Origin of the sequence: Ureibacillus endophyticus (assembly GCF_024159215.1) — a bacterium.
GTDB classification, from domain to species: domain Bacteria; phylum Bacillota; class Bacilli; order Bacillales_A; family Planococcaceae; genus Ureibacillus; species Ureibacillus endophyticus.
Map to the genome: position 1 here is coordinate 1,446,115 of NZ_JAMYWW010000001.1, position 19,478 is coordinate 1,465,592.

Below are 19,478 nucleotides of genomic sequence, written 5' to 3' on the forward strand. Positions count from 1 at the left end.
TTAGAATGACAAAAACTGTGATTATCAATGGAGCAAATGCACGTACTTCACGTGTCAATGCGATTCAACAGTATATTGTAGAAAATGTAAAAGAGGTATCAACAATTGAGGTATTCGATTTACCTGCCAATGATTTAATCTCAGCCAATTTTGCAAGTGAGGCAATCAAAGCAACAAATACGTTAGTGGAACAGGCAGATGTAGTCGTTTTATTAACACCGGTTTATAAAGGCGCTTATTCCGGGATTTTAAAAACTTATTTAGATTTAATTCCGCAAAAAGGATTTGAAAATAAACAAATTATCCCGATTGCTGTAGGTGGGACAGCGCATCATTTATTAGCCATTGATTATGCCTTAAAGCCAGTTATTTCAGCATTAGGCGCGACAAGCATTTCGCAAGGTGTGTTTATTGTAGATAAACAAATTGAACGATCAGAGCAAGGCTTTACGATTGAGGAAGGCATTAAAGAAAGAATTCATCAACAACTGATTCAGGATCAAGTAACAGTTTAATAGTAACTTGCTAACTAGAAAACTAGAGGCTCCTCTCTCTTTTAAAGAGTGTGGGAGCTTTTATTTTATAAAAAAATATATAAAAAGGAGAAATGACAATGAGCAAAAAACAATTAAAATTAGGAGCATTCTTTAGTTTACCAGGACAACATTTCGCGAGCTGGCGTTTTCCGACAACACAACCAGAACGATCATTAGATTTAGATTATTTCATAGAGTTAGCCAAAATTGCTGAGCGTGGCAAGTTTGATACGATTTTCTTTGCGGATGGGTTTGGCCAGGAGTTAGAAGAAAATTCACCATCTGGCATTAAATTAGATCCAATCATTATTCAATCAGCACTAGCTGCAGTAACAAAAAATATTGGATTAGTTGCAACAGTAACTACTTCTTATAATGAGCCATTCCAATTAGCTCGAAAATTTATCGGCATTGACCATCTATCAAAAGGGCGTGCTGCATGGAATGTTGTTACATCAAACAGTGCCAAAGAAGCACCTTTATTTGGTAGAGATAAACATTTAGCTCATGCAGAACGCTATGAACGTGCAGGAGAGTTCGTAGATGTTGTGAAAAAGCTTTGGCAGTCTATAGATAAAGAAGCACTTGTGATTGATAAGGAATCAGGTAAATATCTGGACTTAACGAAAGTACACCCAGTAAATCATGAAGGAAAATGGTTTAAAGTAAAAGGGACACTGGACGCACCAACATCACCACAGGGACATCCGGTCGTTGTGCAAGCGGGTTCTTCAGAGGCTGGTAAAGAATTAGCTGCTCGTACAGCAGATGTAGTTTTCACAGCATGGCAAACGTTAGAAGAAGCACAAGCATTTTATCGCGACTTAAAAGGACGTTTAGCAAAATATGGTCGTAATCCAGAGGACTTAAAAATTATGCCAGGTGTCTTCATTACAGTAGCGAAAACAGAAGAGGAAGCCATTGCGAAACGTAACGAATTAAATTCTTATATACTTCCAGAAGTCGGGTTAAAATATCTATCATTCTTCTATGGGGCAGATTTAACAGGTTATGATGTAGAAGGTCCTCTACCAGAGCATTATGATGTTGAAGATGAAACAAACCCAAATATTCGTGCCAACATTGTACGTGATATTGCGAAGCGTAATAATATAAAAACAATTCGAGAGTTATACGAATTTATTGGAGGTGGACGTGGACATCGTGAAATTGTCGGTACACCGGAACAAATTGCAGATCAATTGCAAGAATGGTTTGAAAATGACGCAGCAGACGGCTTTAATGTGCTACCACCAACATTCCCAGATGGGCTAAACGATATTGTAGATTTAGTAATTCCAGAATTACAACGCCGAGGCATTTTCCGTACTGAATACGAAGGAACAACTTTACGCGAAAACCTAGGCTTAAAAATACCAACAAGTTCTGAACAGAATTTAACTGTAAAACAATAAATTAAACTATCTTTCCAGAGTGAAAAAAATATGAAAAAAGCAAGCTTTGAAGTCCCCCCTTAGATTTTGATAGCTTGCAAGGAATGAGTTCGATATTACATATTTCATCGAACTCATTTTTTTATTTGTATAACAGAAAAATGTTAACTAGAAGAACATCTCAAACCCCGCTATTGAAAATAAACAAAAAAATGGAGGTGTCCAAAAAGTAATAATTTTTTGGACACCTCTTTTCTTTCTTTTTTGATAAATATCTCTTATGAATTATTGCTCCTGCGGTGGTTGTCACTATCCTCGTCGCAAAGGAGCTGTCTCAAAATGAATTTTCAGACAACTCCATTTCTTACGATTAGTCAAGTATATTTAAGTTATTTCTTTTATTTTAATGAATTAGTTTTAGAAGGGAGGGGTACCCCTCCCTTCTAAAACTAATTTTTTCATGCCGAAAAAACCTAACGATTTTTATTTTTTTCGAAAGGTCTATATGATATAGTTGTATTACGTTTTATTACGATTTCTGAGCTGGTAGTGCGGACTCATAATCGTATAGGATTCCTCGTGTTAATAACTGAAAGGTCACTTTCAAAAATTTATTAACACAAGCTATCATCGCAACCTTATGAGGCTTTCTCTGAGGTTGCTTTTTTAATTTATAATAGTAATCCGCAAAATGATTGGGTTTTTCTTTTAACATAAGCATCCCTTGTATCATGAAATATAAAATTTTTCGCAAATGTTTATTCCCACGCTTATTGATTCGGTCCCGATATTGTGTGTTGCCAGATTGATAACGCATAATATCAATTCCTGCGTATGCATTTAATTGTTTCGCATTTTTAAAACGGCGAATATCACCGATTTCACCTATCAGACGACAAGCGGTTGAATCGCCCACACCAGGAATAGAACGTAATACAAGATATTCTTGACGTTCTTTTGATAACGTCTTCATCTGTTGGACAAGCGCTTCTTTTTTATCTTTCAATTCTGCAATCCGTATGGCGTAATCCTTTACTTGATCACATCGAACATCTGTCGGTTTAATGGCTGGATAACTATTTTGCGCTGCTTCGATTAGCTCAATTGCTTTTTTCTCTGCACGAGTAAGTGAAAGGTTCTTTTTTGTATTTGCCTTTAAATGATTTTTAATTACTGTTTTTGAATGGGCTAATACAAGTGCTGGATGTGGATACAGCTGCACGATATTTAAGAATAAAGCAGAACTTGGTGTAATGAGTTTTTCAAGCTCTGGGAAGCTCATATGCAAAATCGCATGCATCCGACTTTTAAGTAAAATTATTTCTTCATCCACTTCATCGTAATAACGTGTGAGAGCTCGCATCTGTTCATAATAATCCTCTTGAACGTATGTCGTTTCACGCTCCATTTTAAAGTGTGTTTTCGCTAATTCGTGTGCATCACTTACATCCGTCTTATGACGTCGCATTTTTGCCATTTGTAGGTTCGCTTCAAGCGGGTTCATCCGACTATATGTATAACCATGATTTTTTAAAAATGCTTCTACCGATTTCGAATAGACACCAGTTGCTTCAAAGACAATTTCAGGTGCTTGTCCATCAAACTTCGTTATTTCTTCAATACGATTATGTAATCGTTCAAAATCAACTCGGGTATGATTTAGTTCACCTTCATATTCACATTGTCGATATTGATTATACATAACTACCGAACTTTTCCCTTTACTCACATCTAACGCAATGACATGATTCATCATTCTATTCTCCTTTTTAGCCAATCATAGAAGTCCTCACATTGCCTTATCGATTCCACTTTCTTATACACGATCTCTTGGACCCAACATACTAAACTGATTCATATAAGGATGTGAAGTTAGCCGGTTTTTTTTACGGACTCTCATACGTCCCTGGAGCTGTTCGACTTTCCTTCACTTCTACTATAAAAAAATAGTAGCACAAACCATGGCCTTGGTTTGTACTACTAATGTTAGTATGTTTTAGTTACAATAATTAGGTACATTTTCTGATTAAACATACCGTTTTAGTAGTCTATTGTTCTAAAAAATTTTTTTCACTAAATTGTTGTAAAGCTGCAGATAGATTTCCATGTCCAAATGTAAAATATTTTTTCGACTTTAGTTCATCAAATATAATATGTTTTTCTAAAAAAGTAATAATGGCATTGCGTCGTTCTCGTATATCCTCAAAACCTGCCTCATATAGTTTTTCATCAATCGTATTATAAACTCCTCGGTTAATGGCATACGTGTCTTCACACCATTTTACAAATCGTAAATCGGGTAAGTGATATAAATTTTTCACTACTCTATTATTCATCTCCGTCACTCCTTTTAAAAAATGAATGTCCGTATCATAAAGTACAATTATTTTTATGGGTATAGTTCAAAACATGATCTGTTTTATAAATGTCTTATACTTTATGAAAAGAACATTTATAAAAAAAGAGGTCCCTTATTATTAGAATAAGGAACCTCTAGTTGACTAGTTGGTTAAAATTAAATACGAAATATTTAGATATTTGTATAATATACTTAAAAACATACAATGTAAAGTGGTTTTGTATGTTTTTGTTAAATTGTTATTATTGGTTATTTTCTTTGAAGAAAAGGAGAAATTTATAATTCTTATAAAAATAGTTGACATTATATATGGCTCTTATTTATTATTCCAATATATAACGAATTTAGCTTACTAGAAAACTAGAGGCTCCCTTATCTTTTGATAGGGGAGTCATTTGTTTAATTACGATGGAAATGAAATAATTCTGTAGATTTTTAGAATCATAAATAAAGAAAACTGATAATTCTTATAAAAATAGTTGACATTATATTTACCTTAATTTAATATCAATAACAATAAATGACTAACAAGCTTACTAGATAATCTAGAGGCTCTACCATTGTAGATAAGAAAGCTTTTGTTTCATCTCAATGGGAAAAAATAATTAGGAATTGTATCGGTTTAGTGATAATGTACTATTCCTACAAAAATAGTTGACATTATAAATTCCTTTATTTATGATAAATAACAATAAAAAACAAATTTAGCTTACTAGACAACTAGAGGCTCCCTATCAAAATTGATATGGGAGCCTTTTGCTTTAATAAAGAGAGAGGAGTATATGTATTTATCAAAATAGATAAAAAAATTTTTACTTCATAAACATACTAAATTTATAGGAATAGTAATTATAAGGAGGGATACGATGGATAAAATCAAATTTGAACGAGTAACGAAAAAGTTTTTAGTTCGAGATGAATATAAAAAAGGTGCACAACGTGAATTTACAGCGATTAAAGATATTGAATTTTCAGTAAAAGAGGGAGAATTCATTACATTAGTAGGTCCAAGTGGATGTGGAAAGTCTACTTTACTTGATCTATTAACAGGGTTAACACAGCCAACAAAAGGACGAATTTTAATCGATGGTCGTGAAATTACAGGACCAGGACTAGATCGTGGTATTGTTTTTCAACAGTATGCGTTGTTTCCATGGAAAACGGCTCGAGGAAATATTGAGTTTGGATTAGAAGCAAAAGGGATTCCAAAAAGTGAACGGAAAGAGAAAGCGGAATATTATTTAGACTTAGTCGGATTAAAGAATTTTGCTGATCGCTATCCTCATGAACTATCTGGCGGGATGAAGCAGCGTGTAGCCATCGCAAGAAGCTTAGCTTTTAATCCAGATGTGTTGTTAATGGATGAACCGTTCGCCGCTCTTGATGCACAAACTCGCGAAACACTACAAACTGAATTATTACGCATTTGGAAGAAAACAGGCAAAACGATTATTTTTATTACACATGGTATTGATGAAGCAGTGTACTTAGGAGAAAGAGTTGTTGTGCTTTCAGCGAATCCAGGGACAGTGAAAAAAATTGTGGATATTCCATTAAAAGATCGTCTAGAGGATGCAGATATAAAATCTAATCCGGCTTTTATAAATGCTAGACGTGAGGTATGGAATTTACTACATGAGCCGGAATTCCAAGGAGCTCATATTTAAGAAAAGGAGGGTTTTTTAGATGGTAACAATTAATAAACCAGCAACAAAACTGAATGAACCGAGTAAACCACAAAAGTCTTCTTCTCCATCACTAACAGCTTTTGTAAAAGCATTTAAAAATTCCATCGTTCTTATAGTGTTTATATTATTATGGGAGCTAGCCCCACAGCTAGGGTTTGTCGAAAAGACATTTCTACCACCTTTTTCAGAGGTAGTGCAAGCTTGGTGGGAGTTACTAGTAACAGGAGAATTGTGGAGACACTTTGAAGCGAGTATTTTACGTTCCTTATTTGGATTTTTATTAGCATTAGCACTGGCAATTCCATTAGGGTTAATCATTGGATGGTATCCATTAGCACGAGATTTACTGACACCGATTTTAGAACTATTCCGTAACACAGCGGCGTTAGCATTATTGCCAGTGTTTATTCTAATTTTAGGAATTGGTGAAGTGTCCAAAATTTCCATTGTATTATTTGCATGTACATGGCCAGTGTTACTAAATACGATTTCTGCGGTAAAAAATGTTGATCCCCTGTTGATTAAATCAGCACGTTCAATGAATATTTCATCGTTTAAGTTATTTTATAAAGTCATTTTACCAGCGTCCGTACCAACGATTTTCACAGGGATTCGCATGGCAGGGACAGGTGCAATATTAGTATTAATCGCTGCTGAGATGATTGGCGCAAAAGCTGGACTTGGTTATTTCATTACGTATTCACAGTATAACTTCTTAATTCCAGAAATGTATGCAGGCATTATTACAATTTCATTATTAGGTTTATTAATTAACTACGGTCTTTCAAGTGCAGAACGCTACTTCTCTCGTTGGAAGCAGTAAAGTAACTTTTTTGGTTTAATTCCTATTAAATTTATTTGTTTAATTAGTAATTAGACAACATGAAAAAACAGAATGGAGAATAAAAGTATGAAGAAAAATTGGTTATTTTTATTAGTATTAGGTGCTATTACAGCAATCTTAGCAGCGTGCTCAAGCGATGAATCTGCAAGTGCAACAGGCGAAAAGGAACAAGATAAAGTATTACAATATCAAAGTGTGCCGGGCAGTGTATACTTCCCAGAATTAGCCGAGGCGCTTGGATATTTAGGAGACATTAAGTTAGAAAAAGTAAGTGATATGACAGGTGGTCCAGAAAGTATTCAATTAACAGCAACAGGTGAAATCGATTTTGGTTACGCATTTAACGGTGCCATTATCAAATCCCATGCAAAAGGAGTAAAGCTTCAATCAGTTGTAGGTGCATACGGTAGTGATAATAAAACTTATGGTGGTTACTATGTTTTAGAAGATAGCGGTATTAAAACGGCAAAAGATTTCATCGGTAAAAAAGTCGCTGTTAATACGTTAGGTGCACAAGCTGAATTTATCATCAAGCAGTTTTTACGTGATGGTGGGTTAACAGATGAAGAAATTAAGCAAGTTGAATTAGTCGTGGTACCAGCTGCAAGTGCAGAACAAGTGTTACGTTCTGGTCAAGCGGATGTTGTAGGACTTAGTGGTGTTGGAAGAGATAAAGCATTAGAAACTGGCGGAATTCGTTTAATTTTTAATGATATCGATTTATTTGGTGAATATACAGCAGGATCTTATTTCTTCTCTGATAAGTATATTGAGGAAAATCCAGATACAGTGAAGACATTTGTAGAAGGTGTAGCTAAAGCAATTGAATGGGCAAGAACAACACCTCGTGAAGAAGTCATTGCAAAGTTTGAAGAAATTGTTTCTGGACGTGAAGGCAATGAAACAACAGATAACTTAAAATTCTGGCAGAGCCCAGGGATTGGTCAAGAAGGTGGTCAAATAGAGGAAAAAGAATTCCAAGTTTGGCTTGATTGGTTAGTAAACAGCGGCGAATTAGAAGAAGGCGAAGTAAAAGTGGAAGATTTATTTACAAATGAATTCAATCCATATGCAAAATAATAAATTTACAGAAAAATATCGTGCTTACTAGACAACTAGAGGCTCCGTCACTCTTTCAATAGGGTAGTGGAGCCTTTGCTTTACCCAAATACATAAAAAGGAGCAATTAGGATGAGCAAAAAACAATTAAAATTAGGTGCATTCTTTTATTTAACAGGACATCATTTCGCGAGCTGGCGTTATCCGACAACACAGCCAGAGCGTACATTGGATTTAGATTATTTTGTGGAGCTAGCGCAAATTGCAGAGCGTGGGAAGTTTGATACGATTTTCTTTGCAGATGCGTTTGGTCAAAAGTTAGAAGAATCTGGACCATCCGGCATTAGAATAGATCCAAGCATTGTTCATGCTGCACTGGCTGGAGCGACAAAAAATATTGGATTAGTAGCTACGGTAACAACATCGTATAATGAGCCTTTCCAAGTAGCACGAAAGTTTATTGGCATTGACCATTTATCGAAGGGGCGGGCTGCTTGGAATGTTGTAACATCTGCCAATGATAACGAAGCACCTTTGTTTGGTAGAGATAAGCATCTCGCACATGCAGAACGTTATGAACGGGCAGAGGAGTTCGTAGATGTTGTGAAAAAGTTATGGACTTCAATTGATAAAGAAGCGCTTGTTATTAATAAGGAATCAGGACAATACCTTGATTTAACAAAGGTGCAACCAGTAAATCATGAAGGTAAGTGGTTTAAAGTAAAAGGTACTCTTGATGCACCAACATCTGCACAGGGACATCCGGTTATTGTTCAAGCGGGTTCTTCTGAAGCAGGTAAAGAGTTGGCAGCTCGTACAGCAGAAGTCGTGTTTACAGCAGCACAAACATTAGAAGAGGCACAAGCATTTTATCGTGATTTAAAAGGACGTTTAGCAAAATATGGTCGCGAATCAGAGGATCTAAAAATTATGCCTGGTGTTTTCATTACTGTAGCAAAAACAGAAGCAGAAGCAATTGCGAAACGGAAAGAGTTAAATTCATATATTCATCCGGAAGCTGGGGTCAAATATCTCTCCTTTATATATGGTACTGATTTATCAGGTTATGATATTGATGGTCCTCTACCTGACATTGAACGTGAGGATAAAACAAATCCGAATATTCGTGTAAACATTATACGTGATATTGCAAAGCGTGAAAATTTAAAAACAATTCGCGAGATATACGAGTTTATTGCGGGTGCACGTGGTCATCGCGAAATTGTCGGTACACCGGAACAAATCGCAGATCAATTGCAGGAATGGTTCGAAAATGAAGCTGCAGATGGCTTTAATGTAATGTCACCAACTTTCCCAGATGGACTAAACGATATTGTGGATTTGGTGATTCCAGAATTACAACGCCGAGGCATTTTCCGTACAGAATACGAAGGAACAACTTTACGGGAAAACTTAGGTTTAAAAAATCCAACACATAGACTACAAAAGCAATAATTGTAGCTTACTAGACATCTAGAGGCTCCCTATCCAATTTAGATTTGGGAGTCTTTGATTTACGAATTAAAACCTATTAAATAGATTTGATTAATATGTAATAGGTGAATAGAGAAATAGAATGGAGAATAAAAGTATGAAGAAAAATTGGTTATTTTTATTAATATTAGGAGCTATCACAGCAATCTTAGCAGCGTGCTCAAGTAGTGACGCAGCAGAAACCAAAGGCGAAAACGGTCAAGATCAAGTTTTACAATACCAAAGCTTGCCAGGCAGTGTATACCCAGCAGAATTAGCGGAAGCACTTGGTTATTTAGGTGATGTAAAGCTAGAGAAAGTAGGAGACATGGTTGGCGGTCCTGAAATGATTCAATTAACAGCAACTGGTGAAATAGATTTTGGTCAGGCGTTTAATGGCGCTCTTATTAAATCCTATGCACAGGGTGTAAAGATTAAATCAGTAGTAGGTGCATACGGAAGTGACGAAAATACATTTATTGGTTATTACACGTTGGAAGATAGCGACATTAAAACTGCGAAAGATTTAATCGGTAAAAAAGTTGGTGTGAATATTTTAGGCGCACACTCTGAATTTGCAGTGAAACAGTTTTTACGCGATAACGGTTTAACAGAAGATGAAATAAAACAAGTGGAATTAGTTGTTGTACCATATGGCAGTGCAGAACAAATTTTACGTGCTGGTCAAATTGATGTGGTAAACCTTAGTGGTATTTCGAAAGATAGAGCTTTAGAAAATGGCGGTATTCGTCCAGTCTTTAAAGATATAGACTTATTTGGCGAGTTTACTGCAGGAGAATATTTCTTCACAGAAAAATATATTGAGGAAAATCCAGATACAGTGAAAACATTTGTAGAAGGTGTAGCAAAAGCGATTGAATGGGCAAGAACAACGCCTCGTGAAGAAGTCATTGCAAAGTTTGAAGAAATTGTTTCAGGACGTGAAGGTAATGAAACAACAGAAAACTTAAAATACTGGAAGAGTATAGGGATTGCCGAAGAAGGTGGTCAAATTGCGGAGAAAGAATTCCAAGTTTGGCTTGATTGGTTAGTGGAAAGTGGGGACTTAGAAGAAGGTCAAGTGAAATTAGAAGATTTATATACAAATGAATTCAATCCATATGCAAAATAATTTTAGTTTATAGAAATAAGAAAAGTAGATGGATGTATCAACATCATGAGGAGGACTTTAACATGACAAAGACAGTTATTATCAATGGAGCCAATGCACGTACATCACGTGTCAACGCAATTCAGCAATATATTTTAGAAAATGTAGGAGCAACAACAATCGAGGTGTTTGACTTACCTGCCCAAGATTTAATCTCAGCTAATTTTGCAAGTGCAGCGATTAAAGCAGCAAATGCATTAGTGGAACAGGCAGATGTAGTTGTTGTATTAACACCGGTATATAAAGCAGCTTATTCAGGGATTTTAAAAACTTATTTAGATTTAATTCCACAAAAAGGATTTGAAAATAAACATATAATTCCGATTGCAGTTGGAGGTACTGCGCATCATCTTTTAGCAATTGATTATGCCTTGAAGCCGGTATTTTCAGCGTTAGGTGCTACAAGCATTTCACAAGGCGTGTTTATTTTAGATAAACAAATTGAACGAACAGAGCAAGGCTTTGTAATTGAAGCTGTGATTAAAGAAAGAATACAGCAACAACTGATTCGAGAATTAGTAACAGTTTAATTTTACGTGCTTACTAGACAACTAAATGCTACTTATCTAATGAAGATATGGTGGCCTTTTAATTAGATTAAATCCTACTAAATTGATTGGAGTGGTTGTCATGTCGAAAAAACAATTAAAACTAGGTGCGTTCTTTATGCTTCCTGGTCATCATGTTGCAGCGTGGAGATATCCAACTGTAAAATCTGAACACATTTATAATTTTGAATTTGTGAAACAGCAGGCCTTAATCGCAGAGCGTGGTAAGTTCGATATGGTGTTTTTAGCAGATGGGCCAACAGCGAATTATCGTACTTCCGCTTTTGAACAACAATCATGGGCTTTCTTTGAGCCATTTACATTACTTTCAAGTCTTGCAGCAGTTACTACGAAAATTGGTTTAGTTGGTACAGTATCTACAACATACAATGAGCCATTTAACGTAGCTCGTAAGTTTGCTTCATTGGATCATATAAGTGGCGGACGTGCCGCATGGAATGTTGTAACAAGCGCAGGGATAGAGGCTGCCAATAACTTTGGGTTAAAGGAAGAACTATTACATGCAGAGCGGTATGAACGTGCAGAAGAGTTCGTCGATGTTGCGAAGAAGTTATGGGATAGTTGGGAAGATGACGCAATTGTTTTTGATAAAGAGAATGCACAGTTTGTAGATAAAGCAAAAGTTCATCAAATAGATCATGAAGGAAAATGGTTAAGTGTTACTGGACCGCTTAATATTGCCCGACCAGTACAAGGTCATCCGGTCGTTGTTCAGGCAGGATCCTCAGAGGCTGGGAAAGAATTAGCTGCAAAAACAGCAGAGGTTATTTTTACAGCATGGCAAACATTGGAGGATGCACAGGCGTTTTATCGCGATGTGAAAAGTCGCTTAGCGAAATATGGACGTCACCCGGATGAGCTGAAAATTATGCCCGGCGTATTCCCGATTGTTGGAAAAACAATTGAAGAAGCAGAGGCAAAACGCCAAAAGCTATTAGATTTAGTACCTGAAACGTTAGGTGTTTCCCGCTTATCGCAGCAGTTAGGTGTTGATTTAAGTGGTTATCCAATCGATGGACCACTACCTAAATTACCAGATATATCAGAAGTAAATGGTTTAAAAAGCCGTTTCCAATTGGTGAAAGATTTAGCTGATCGCGAGCAACTAACGATTCGTCAGTTGTATCAACGTATTGCAGGTGCACGTGGCCATCGTGAAATTATTGGGACACCCGAACAAATTGCAGACCAGTTACAAGAATGGTTTGAACAAGGAGCTGCAGATGGCTTCAATGTAATGCCACCAACATTCCCAGATGGTTTAAATGATTTTGTAGAATTGGTAATCCCAGAGTTACAAAAAAGAGGGATTTTCAGAACAGAATATGAGGGCTCAACATTACGTGAACATTTAGGCTTAGAAAGACCAGCAAATCAGTTTTCTATAAAATCACTTGTTTAAAAAGAACAGTTAGCTAGAGACATGCTAATTAACTATAAACGAACCAATTAGAGGAGGAAGAAAAATGAGTAAAAAACTAATCGTTGTTGTGGGAGCAGGCCCTGGTATTGGAAATCATGTCGCAAAAAAATTCGGGGACAATAACTTCCGTGTTGTGTTGGTTTCACGTAATCAGGATGCATTAAATCAATATGTAGAGGAACTAAAATCACAAGAAATCGAGGCATACGCTGTAGTTGCGGATGCCGCAAGTACTGAATCAGTGGATGCAGCTTTTGAGCAAATCAAGAAAGATTTTGGTCCAGTCGATGTACTAGTATATAATGCTGCGATTGTACAGGGGGGCCGTCCAACTTCGCTAACACCAGAATCACTATTAAAACACTATCAGGTTGATGTAGTAGGTGCTTTGCGTAGCGCATTGAAAGTAATTCCGGATCAAGTTGCGAATAAATCCGGTACGATTCTCTTTACTGGTGGTGGATTGGCATTACATCCTGCTGCAGATTATGCTGCTTTATCGTTGGGCAAAGCAGGGATTCGTACTCTAGCTCTTACACTAGCAGAAGAATTAAAGCCTCAAGGGGTATTTGTAGGAACGGTGACAGTTGCAGGAGGTGTTAAGAAAGGTACACACTTTGCCCCTGAACTCATTGCTGAGAAATATTGGGACTTATATGAAAAACAAGAAGAACATGAGATTGTGTATAGTTAAATAGATAATCAGCCTCGTTTGGTAACGAGGCTGACTTCGTTGTTAAAGCAATTCTAAATATCCCCAAAAGTCTAGTTCCTGTAATTTCCCAAAATGTCTTGATATAATAAATTTTGTGAATAAATATGAAAGAGGGCGAAATGATGAACGCTTACGATGAGTACATGAGAGGGATTGTTCAACCAATGCGTCAAGAGTTAGTAGACGCAGGGTTTACAGAATTAACAACTCCTGATGAAGTGAATGAATTTATGGCAACTGCTAAAGGAGTATCCTTAGTAGTAATTAACTCAGTTTGTGGTTGTGCAGCTGGTTTAGCTCGTCCGGCAGTTCGCAAAGCCATTGAGCAAGTAAAGCCAGACCATTTAGTTACAGTTTTCGCGGGGCAAGATCGTGAAGCAACTGAAGCAATGCGTGCTTTCTTTGAAGAGGTTCCACCAAGCTCACCATCGATTGCAGTTTTACGTGATGGTCAACTAGAATACTTTATCCCACGTGACCAAATCGAAGGCCACCCAGTTGAACAAATTACAGACCACTTAACAGGTGTTTTAAAACAAGCTTGTGGTCAATAATTGCATTCAATTTACTAAGAGATATCTACGGATGTCTCTTTTTTGTTTATATGAAAAAAGAAAGATCTCTCTTAAGATAAGAGAAAATCTTTCTATAGCTAACCACTACTAATATATGAAATTTTGTGTGGAAACTCTACATGTAAATGTTGGAGCGGTTTACAGTTCTGCGTAGCTTTTCTATTAACTACATGAAAGGTTCTAGTTAGGGTAATGTTTTACCTAGAATTAGGCAAACAAAAAGACCCCTTTTTTACGAAGAGGTCCTTGGGTTCAACTAATCTGTATAGACATGTTTAGTTTTTATTAAACGATTTTACATTCATAATGATATTTTGTTCTAGCTCTTCATTTTTGCGCTCAATGCGTTTTCCAATAAAGAATACATCAATTAAAGCCCAAAAACCAAGACCACCAAGTGTTAATGTCATTGCGATACCCATACCAATATCTCCTGCATAATAACGGTGACCGCCGATTCCACCGAAGAAGAACCAAATCAAGTAAGCAATCCCTTTTGATTTTTGTTTATTGTTCATTTCGCTATTCACGATAGCTAGTTCCTGAGTTGATAGGTCTTGCTTTAATAATAAGTTGTTCATTTATGTAATCCTCTTCTTTTTTATATTTTGTCCACTATAATGGTTTAACTGATATAGTCTAGTAGCATAGAGCTTTTATTCATTAAAAAAAGATACCCTATTAGAAAATACGAAATCTTCCTACAAACCTTTATTATTGTATTTAATTTAGAGAAAACAAGCTACATGTATATGTTGGAGGCTTTTACACATCTATGTAGTATTTCTATTAACTAAATGAAGGTTACTTTCAATAAGAAATTAACTTATTTACAAATCCACATGACAAACTATGATAGAATATCAAAAAGTGCAAAAAAATAGGAGGGAACACATGCAGCCAATCACCGTTGTGACGACAGCAGGCCGCCCTGACGAAATTTCCATCACATTAGCGCAAAAAGCATGTGACGAACTCGGTTTACGATTTGAAGAAAGAAAAAAACGTTCTGTAGCAAAAATTGGTGAACATTTAAATGCCAACGTAATTGTTGCTGGGAAAAACCGATATGAGTATTATCCGAAAGATGCAAAGGCTCCTTTCTTTTTCCATCCCAATTCTGCCGCTTTCCGCTTAAAACGCGTGGCTAGGGGAGAGCATGATCCTCTGCTAGATGTATGTCAGTTAGAAAAGGGCGATTCCTTTTTAGATTGCACATTAGGAATCGGTTCAGATTCCATGTTGGCCGCCTATCAAGTGGGGGAAGAGGGCACAGTTGTTGGTTTAGAAGCCGACCCGAACGTTGCTTTCATTGTTCAAAAGGGAATGGCTACATATGATACGAGCGAATTGCCTTTAACAAAATGTATGCGTCAAATAAAAGTTATCCAAAGTGAAGCAGTAGCATTTTTACAAAAACAACCAGCAAACGCTTTTGATGTTGTTTATTTGGACCCAATGTTTGAAGAAGTTATTGAGGAATCTAACAACTTTGAAGCTCTTCGTGATGCGGGTCAGCATATCACACTTACTGAAGAATGGGTATGTGAGGCAATACGAGTGGCGAAAAAAAGAGTGGTATTAAAAGCACATTTTCGCTCAACTGCATTCGAGCATTTTGGCTTTAAACGTGACATTCGACTTACCTCAAAATTCCATTATGGAGTCATCGAGAAGTGACAAACTATCAATGAATTTTACTTTACACATAAAGTGTGTTAAGATAAGTTATGTGCTATTTAGGTAGCAGGTAAATAAATTTGGCGTTTCGCTAAAGTTTTTGAAGATACTTATTCACACTGGCGCAAGTAGAGGCTTGCAAGGACGTAAAAGTAGGTAGGGTTTACGTTGCTTAAGTTAGAAAGCGTTTAGTGGAATTTTACCGTGGCTGAATTGATGCAAAAGTGCATCTATTATAAAATTCCCCTGATGATAGGGTTGAGACTTAATTTATTTATATGTTGCCTTAAAATACTAAAGGGGTGTCGATTATAATCGGCACCCCTTGTCCAATTTAAAAGAACTACTTCATTAGTAGTACTTCGAAATTAGTTCGTGAAACACATTGAAGTTAAATAAGCTAATAATAAAAATAGTCCAATTCCAATACTAATACTTGCCATTATGTAGTACCTCCTTTAATTAAAAAAACACTGGCATAATTCCCTTTTCATTGTACAATGAATTACAAAAAGATGAAACCTTTTTCAAGCTGAAACGTACCTATTAATAGTAGGATTTAACAAATTTGTACGAGATTGAAGGTGATTCCATGAAAAAATGGTGGCAAAAAACCCTAGTCCTATCTGTAGCATTATTAACATTTGGATTAATTACACCCAATCATGAAATTTGGGATGTTTTAGAAAATGGACAAGCTTCGAATAATTCTCAAAGTAGTAACATTCAAGCAAATGATCAACCAAAAACCCAGGTCTCTGCAGTTGTCGAAGAATCCATTTCGACAGAGGAAGAAACACCAAGGCAATCTATTGAATCTATATTATTTGCAGCAAAAGAACAATCATACATAAAATTTGGCTCTCGTATTGCACCAGTGATTGGTGATGAATTCGAAGAGCGCATTTTCCCAAAAATTGCGGAAGCCATCGAACAGACGCTAACTCGAATGGATGATGAGTCGATTAAATACTTAGCGATTACAAATCGTCCAAGTCAAAATGGAGAGAAGATTTTCCATATAACAAATGAGGAAACTGGAAAAGATTTAATTCGCTTCCACGTACGTACAGAAAAAAGACCACAAGATGGTTTTTTCTATAACTTCCATTACCACACAGCAGAAGACCATTTCGTCGCCCATCACACACTTGGCGATATCTATTGGTCCAAAAACACTCCACCGAAATGGTTATCATAACACTCGCATCCCGCGGGTGTTTTTTATGGTAAAATTTACTTAAATAGGTAAATGTGGAGTTGAAGTATCATGAAAAAAAGGAATGGATTGCTATTTGTTCTAACCTTATGTATCGAGGCAGTTATCACTATTATTGTTGCAAGTGCGTTCTCGGTTCGGTTTGTTGAGGTAATGGGCATTGTTGGAGCATTATGTAGCTGTTTAATTTATCTTTTAACAAGTGGAGGTGGACCGATTACGGACTTCTTTAATGCCCAAAATGCTGCCATTACGGGTATTATTCAAGAAAGAGAAACCTTTGTTTTTAGAAGAGGACCAGTATTTTTCGCATCTCTTATTTACTTTGGTATCGGCTTGTTATTATTTATTTTGTTAGTGAATGGTGTCATCCCACCCGCGTAAAATTAGGTTATTTTAAGGTCATCAAAAAAGCACCCTGTATTCAACTGGATAAAAACCCGTTGAAATTGGGCGCTTTAATATTAAAAATAAATAGAAGTGGGAACTTATTGGTTTTATAAATCTTTAATACTATCTGTTAATCCATCTGCAGAATTCGCGCACATTTCGGTAGTGGCATTAATCTCTGAAATAATATGGGAGATTTTTGTTATCTCATCGGTTGTGTGTTGACTTTCCACTCTTATGCCAGACATACAAGAAACGATATCGTTAAAGGTCGAGTAAATATTGGAATATGTTTCGTTAACTTGATGAATTTCGTTATTTACTTCCATTACATACTTCGACATATCCTTTATACCTATATCCGTCTGTTTAATTAATTCGGAAACATTTTCGATCGCCTTTTTTGTTTCCTCCGCAAGTTTTCGTACTTCCGCAGCAACGACAGCAAAACCAGCGCCGTGTTCACCAGCTCGGGCAGCTTCAATTGAGGCATTTAACGCAAGTAAATTGGTTTGGTTTGCAATCGATGTCACGAGGCCTACAATTTCTCGAATCTTGGTAGAGGAGTGCTGAAATTCTTGCATCTTTTGTTTAAATAAATCAACTTGATGATCAACTCGTTCGGTTTGTTCCAGTTGTACGGAAAGTAACACTTGACCTGATTTTGCTTTTTCTTCGGTATCTTTAACAAACGAGAGATTTTGTATTGTAAAATCCTTAATAGTATCAATTTGTGCGGTTAACTGATCCACTGCCGCACTTGTTTCTGCACTAATTGCAGCCAAATCATTTACTACATTATAAACGTTTTTCTTTAATTCATCTTGCTTACTCCGAACTTCTAGGCGTTGTCGATTATTTTCTTCCTCATAAGCTGCTAATACTAATTGTTGTTCAAAATTCAGTATTTTATTAAGTGCATTCAGTATAGCAAGCTTATTTTCTTCTGATAAATCCAATCTAAAAATAAAATTGTTTAATTCGAAATAGAGCGTTTCAAAAGCACCAATATACCATCTAGGTTCTAAACCAATTTTGACATGAATCAACGCAACCCTTTTTCTTTTTTCTAAATAATTGTCATCCACAACTCCACTAAACATTTCAAATAGGTGTTGATATAGCGTGTTTTTAAGCCGGTCCACTGTACTATGAGATGAGATGATATTGACTAATGTGCGTTCCCTTTCGAGAGTGCGATAAAAAGAATCGACAACGGAATGTAAGGTTTCACGAATCATCGGTTGTAGATAATGCAGTAGAGCTAAATCCTTTTTAGTTAATCGAATAAAGAAAATTTGTTTTTGAACCTCAGGGTGTTCTGAAATTTCAATAGAAGACGCCAAAGAATCAGGAGTAATCATCATCAACTTCTCTTTTTTAAAAAACCTCATGTAATTTGTTCCCCTTCTCATGTGGTTTAACAAAAGTTAATTACTATTTAAATATTAGTTACCTTGTTTACTGGAATAGAATAACATGGATAATATTGGAGATACTAGGGAGGATTTTCATAAGATAATACGAATAGGCAATAAGATTCATGAAGAAAACTATCATACAAAAATTAGGATTTGTATATATTATGTGAATTTCGATATAAAAATGTGTAAAAACGCTGGAAAATTGACGGGAAAAATTTTATTGAAATACCTTACAAAACGATGTCACAATTGTAAAACCATTCTAATTTCCTAACGGTGAGTATTATAATGCATGTTTTTTTGATACAGCAAATAACATCACTTGAGAAGCAAATAAATTCAATCTAAAAGCAAATAACCTAGATTAAAAAGCAAATAAATTAAGACCAAAAGCAAATATAACCACATAAAAAAATAAAAAACTAACTACGTATGAAAAAAATCTTGAGTTCACAAAATAAAATAACACTTCTTTTTAAAGAACACTTTTTACCGAAATTGAGTAAATTAAAATAAAATAGAAAATATTTATCGCATATTGATGAAAATTTGTTCATAAAAATGTAAAATAAGAAGTGTAAAACATTTTGAGGAGGATGCCGATGATAACCGGTCAGTTAGAGCGAGCGTTTCAATTAGCAGAGAAACATAAACTCGACGTAAGCACAATTTTAGAATTAAACAAAATTATTATGAAGGAGGTAAATTCATCTCCTAAAGTTGAAGAAAAAATTTTACAACAAATTATTCAGATTCTTGTTAACAACAAGCAATACTTAAAGGAGGCAACATAACAATTGCAAAAACAAATTGAATTGTATGATGATTTAGACACATTTGATTAAAGGCGCTGCTTAGCCATGATTATTCAAGCAGCGCCTTTGTTAATTTTTAAATATAGGACTATTGTCTCTTTTTTCGAAAATGCTTATGGTCTATTTTGCACCTTCCATACATAA

The 19,478-nt window shown here is 35.8% G+C and carries 19 protein-coding genes; 15 read left to right on the forward strand and 4 right to left on the reverse strand.

The genetic code is table 11. The features are described 5' to 3' along the window. Nucleotides 1-5 precede the first annotated feature (5 nt). Complete coding sequence (gene ssuE / locus NKR20_RS07040) at nucleotides 6-515, forward strand: NADPH-dependent FMN reductase (protein ID WP_121215545.1); 510 nt, start codon at nucleotides 6-8, stop codon at nucleotides 513-515. Between the two features lie 98 nt (nucleotides 516-613). After that, on the forward strand, nucleotides 614-1,951 hold the full coding sequence (locus tag NKR20_RS07045) for an LLM class flavin-dependent oxidoreductase (RefSeq protein ID WP_121215546.1): 1,338 nt from the start codon (nucleotides 614-616) through the stop codon (nucleotides 1,949-1,951). A 508-nt stretch (nucleotides 1,952-2,459) separates the two neighbouring features. Here NKR20_RS07045 and NKR20_RS07050 read toward each other — a convergent pair. Beyond that, a complete protein-coding gene (locus NKR20_RS07050) occupies nucleotides 2,460-3,683 on the reverse strand; it encodes an IS110 family RNA-guided transposase (RefSeq protein ID WP_121216054.1) in 1,224 nt (407 codons plus the stop codon). A gap of 295 nt (nucleotides 3,684-3,978) precedes the next feature. Further along, nucleotides 3,979-4,266, reverse strand: a complete 288-nt coding sequence (locus NKR20_RS07055) for a hypothetical protein (RefSeq protein WP_121215548.1) — start codon at nucleotides 4,264-4,266, stop codon at nucleotides 3,979-3,981. 889 nt (nucleotides 4,267-5,155) lie between these two features. Here NKR20_RS07055 and NKR20_RS07060 point away from each other — a divergent pair. The 9 genes from NKR20_RS07060 (at nucleotide 5,156) to NKR20_RS07100 (ending at nucleotide 13,785) form a co-directional block, all read left to right on the forward strand. Beyond that, nucleotides 5,156-5,956: an ABC transporter ATP-binding protein gene (locus tag NKR20_RS07060; RefSeq protein ID WP_121215549.1), complete on the forward strand. Its 801-nt coding sequence runs from the start codon at nucleotides 5,156-5,158 to the stop codon at nucleotides 5,954-5,956. A 19-nt stretch (nucleotides 5,957-5,975) separates the two neighbouring features. Further along, the gene (locus NKR20_RS07065) at nucleotides 5,976-6,800 is read left to right on the forward strand and encodes an ABC transporter permease (RefSeq protein ID WP_121215550.1); all 825 of its coding nucleotides are present in this window, start codon (nucleotides 5,976-5,978) and stop codon (nucleotides 6,798-6,800) included. Nucleotides 6,801-6,887: 87 nt separating this feature from the next. Then, the gene (locus tag NKR20_RS07070; protein ID WP_121215551.1) at nucleotides 6,888-7,901 is read left to right on the forward strand and encodes an ABC transporter substrate-binding protein; all 1,014 of its coding nucleotides are present in this window, start codon (nucleotides 6,888-6,890) and stop codon (nucleotides 7,899-7,901) included. 111 nt (nucleotides 7,902-8,012) lie between these two features. After that, complete coding sequence (locus tag NKR20_RS07075; RefSeq protein ID WP_253424801.1) at nucleotides 8,013-9,335, forward strand: LLM class flavin-dependent oxidoreductase; 1,323 nt, start codon at nucleotides 8,013-8,015, stop codon at nucleotides 9,333-9,335. A 136-nt stretch (nucleotides 9,336-9,471) separates the two neighbouring features. Next, on the forward strand, nucleotides 9,472-10,485 hold the full coding sequence (locus NKR20_RS07080) for an ABC transporter substrate-binding protein (protein ID WP_253424804.1): 1,014 nt from the start codon (nucleotides 9,472-9,474) through the stop codon (nucleotides 10,483-10,485). Nucleotides 10,486-10,547: 62 nt separating this feature from the next. Next, on the forward strand, nucleotides 10,548-11,054 hold the full coding sequence (gene ssuE, locus NKR20_RS07085; protein WP_253424808.1) for an NADPH-dependent FMN reductase: 507 nt from the start codon (nucleotides 10,548-10,550) through the stop codon (nucleotides 11,052-11,054). Nucleotides 11,055-11,154: 100 nt separating this feature from the next. Beyond that, complete coding sequence (locus NKR20_RS07090) at nucleotides 11,155-12,495, forward strand: LLM class flavin-dependent oxidoreductase (RefSeq protein WP_253424810.1); 1,341 nt, start codon at nucleotides 11,155-11,157, stop codon at nucleotides 12,493-12,495. 64 nt (nucleotides 12,496-12,559) lie between these two features. After that, the gene (locus tag NKR20_RS07095) at nucleotides 12,560-13,210 is read left to right on the forward strand and encodes an SDR family NAD(P)-dependent oxidoreductase (protein ID WP_253424813.1); all 651 of its coding nucleotides are present in this window, start codon (nucleotides 12,560-12,562) and stop codon (nucleotides 13,208-13,210) included. A 143-nt stretch (nucleotides 13,211-13,353) separates the two neighbouring features. Then, entirely contained in the window at nucleotides 13,354-13,785 is a 432-nt protein-coding gene (locus NKR20_RS07100; protein ID WP_301285990.1) for a BrxA/BrxB family bacilliredoxin, read from the forward strand. Nucleotides 13,786-14,081: 296 nt separating this feature from the next. On the opposite strand, the gene NKR20_RS07105 is transcribed toward NKR20_RS07100, so the two are convergent. Next, the gene (locus tag NKR20_RS07105; protein WP_121215558.1) at nucleotides 14,082-14,387 is read right to left on the reverse strand and encodes a TM2 domain-containing protein; all 306 of its coding nucleotides are present in this window, start codon (nucleotides 14,385-14,387) and stop codon (nucleotides 14,082-14,084) included. Nucleotides 14,388-14,700: 313 nt separating this feature from the next. Here NKR20_RS07105 and NKR20_RS07110 point away from each other — a divergent pair, with 313 nt between their 5' ends. From NKR20_RS07110 to NKR20_RS07120, 3 genes are all read left to right on the forward strand, one after another. Then, nucleotides 14,701-15,486: a class I SAM-dependent methyltransferase gene (locus tag NKR20_RS07110; RefSeq protein WP_253424819.1), complete on the forward strand. Its 786-nt coding sequence runs from the start codon at nucleotides 14,701-14,703 to the stop codon at nucleotides 15,484-15,486. A 592-nt stretch (nucleotides 15,487-16,078) separates the two neighbouring features. Further along, nucleotides 16,079-16,687 carry a YpjP family protein gene (locus tag NKR20_RS07115; protein WP_253424822.1) on the forward strand — a complete coding sequence of 203 codons (609 nt, stop codon included), beginning with the start codon at nucleotides 16,079-16,081 and terminating at the stop codon, nucleotides 16,685-16,687. 69 nt (nucleotides 16,688-16,756) lie between these two features. Continuing rightward, nucleotides 16,757-17,089 carry a hypothetical protein gene (locus NKR20_RS07120; RefSeq protein ID WP_253424825.1) on the forward strand — a complete coding sequence of 111 codons (333 nt, stop codon included), beginning with the start codon at nucleotides 16,757-16,759 and terminating at the stop codon, nucleotides 17,087-17,089. A gap of 113 nt (nucleotides 17,090-17,202) precedes the next feature. Here NKR20_RS07120 and NKR20_RS07125 read toward each other — a convergent pair whose 3' ends face one another. Next, on the reverse strand, nucleotides 17,203-18,489 hold the full coding sequence (locus NKR20_RS07125) for a globin-coupled sensor protein (RefSeq protein ID WP_253424829.1): 1,287 nt from the start codon (nucleotides 18,487-18,489) through the stop codon (nucleotides 17,203-17,205). Between the two features lie 632 nt (nucleotides 18,490-19,121). Here NKR20_RS07125 and NKR20_RS07130 point away from each other — a divergent pair. After that, the gene (locus NKR20_RS07130) at nucleotides 19,122-19,313 is read left to right on the forward strand and encodes an ABC transporter permease (protein ID WP_121215765.1); all 192 of its coding nucleotides are present in this window, start codon (nucleotides 19,122-19,124) and stop codon (nucleotides 19,311-19,313) included. Nucleotides 19,314-19,478: the final 165 nt, after the last annotated feature.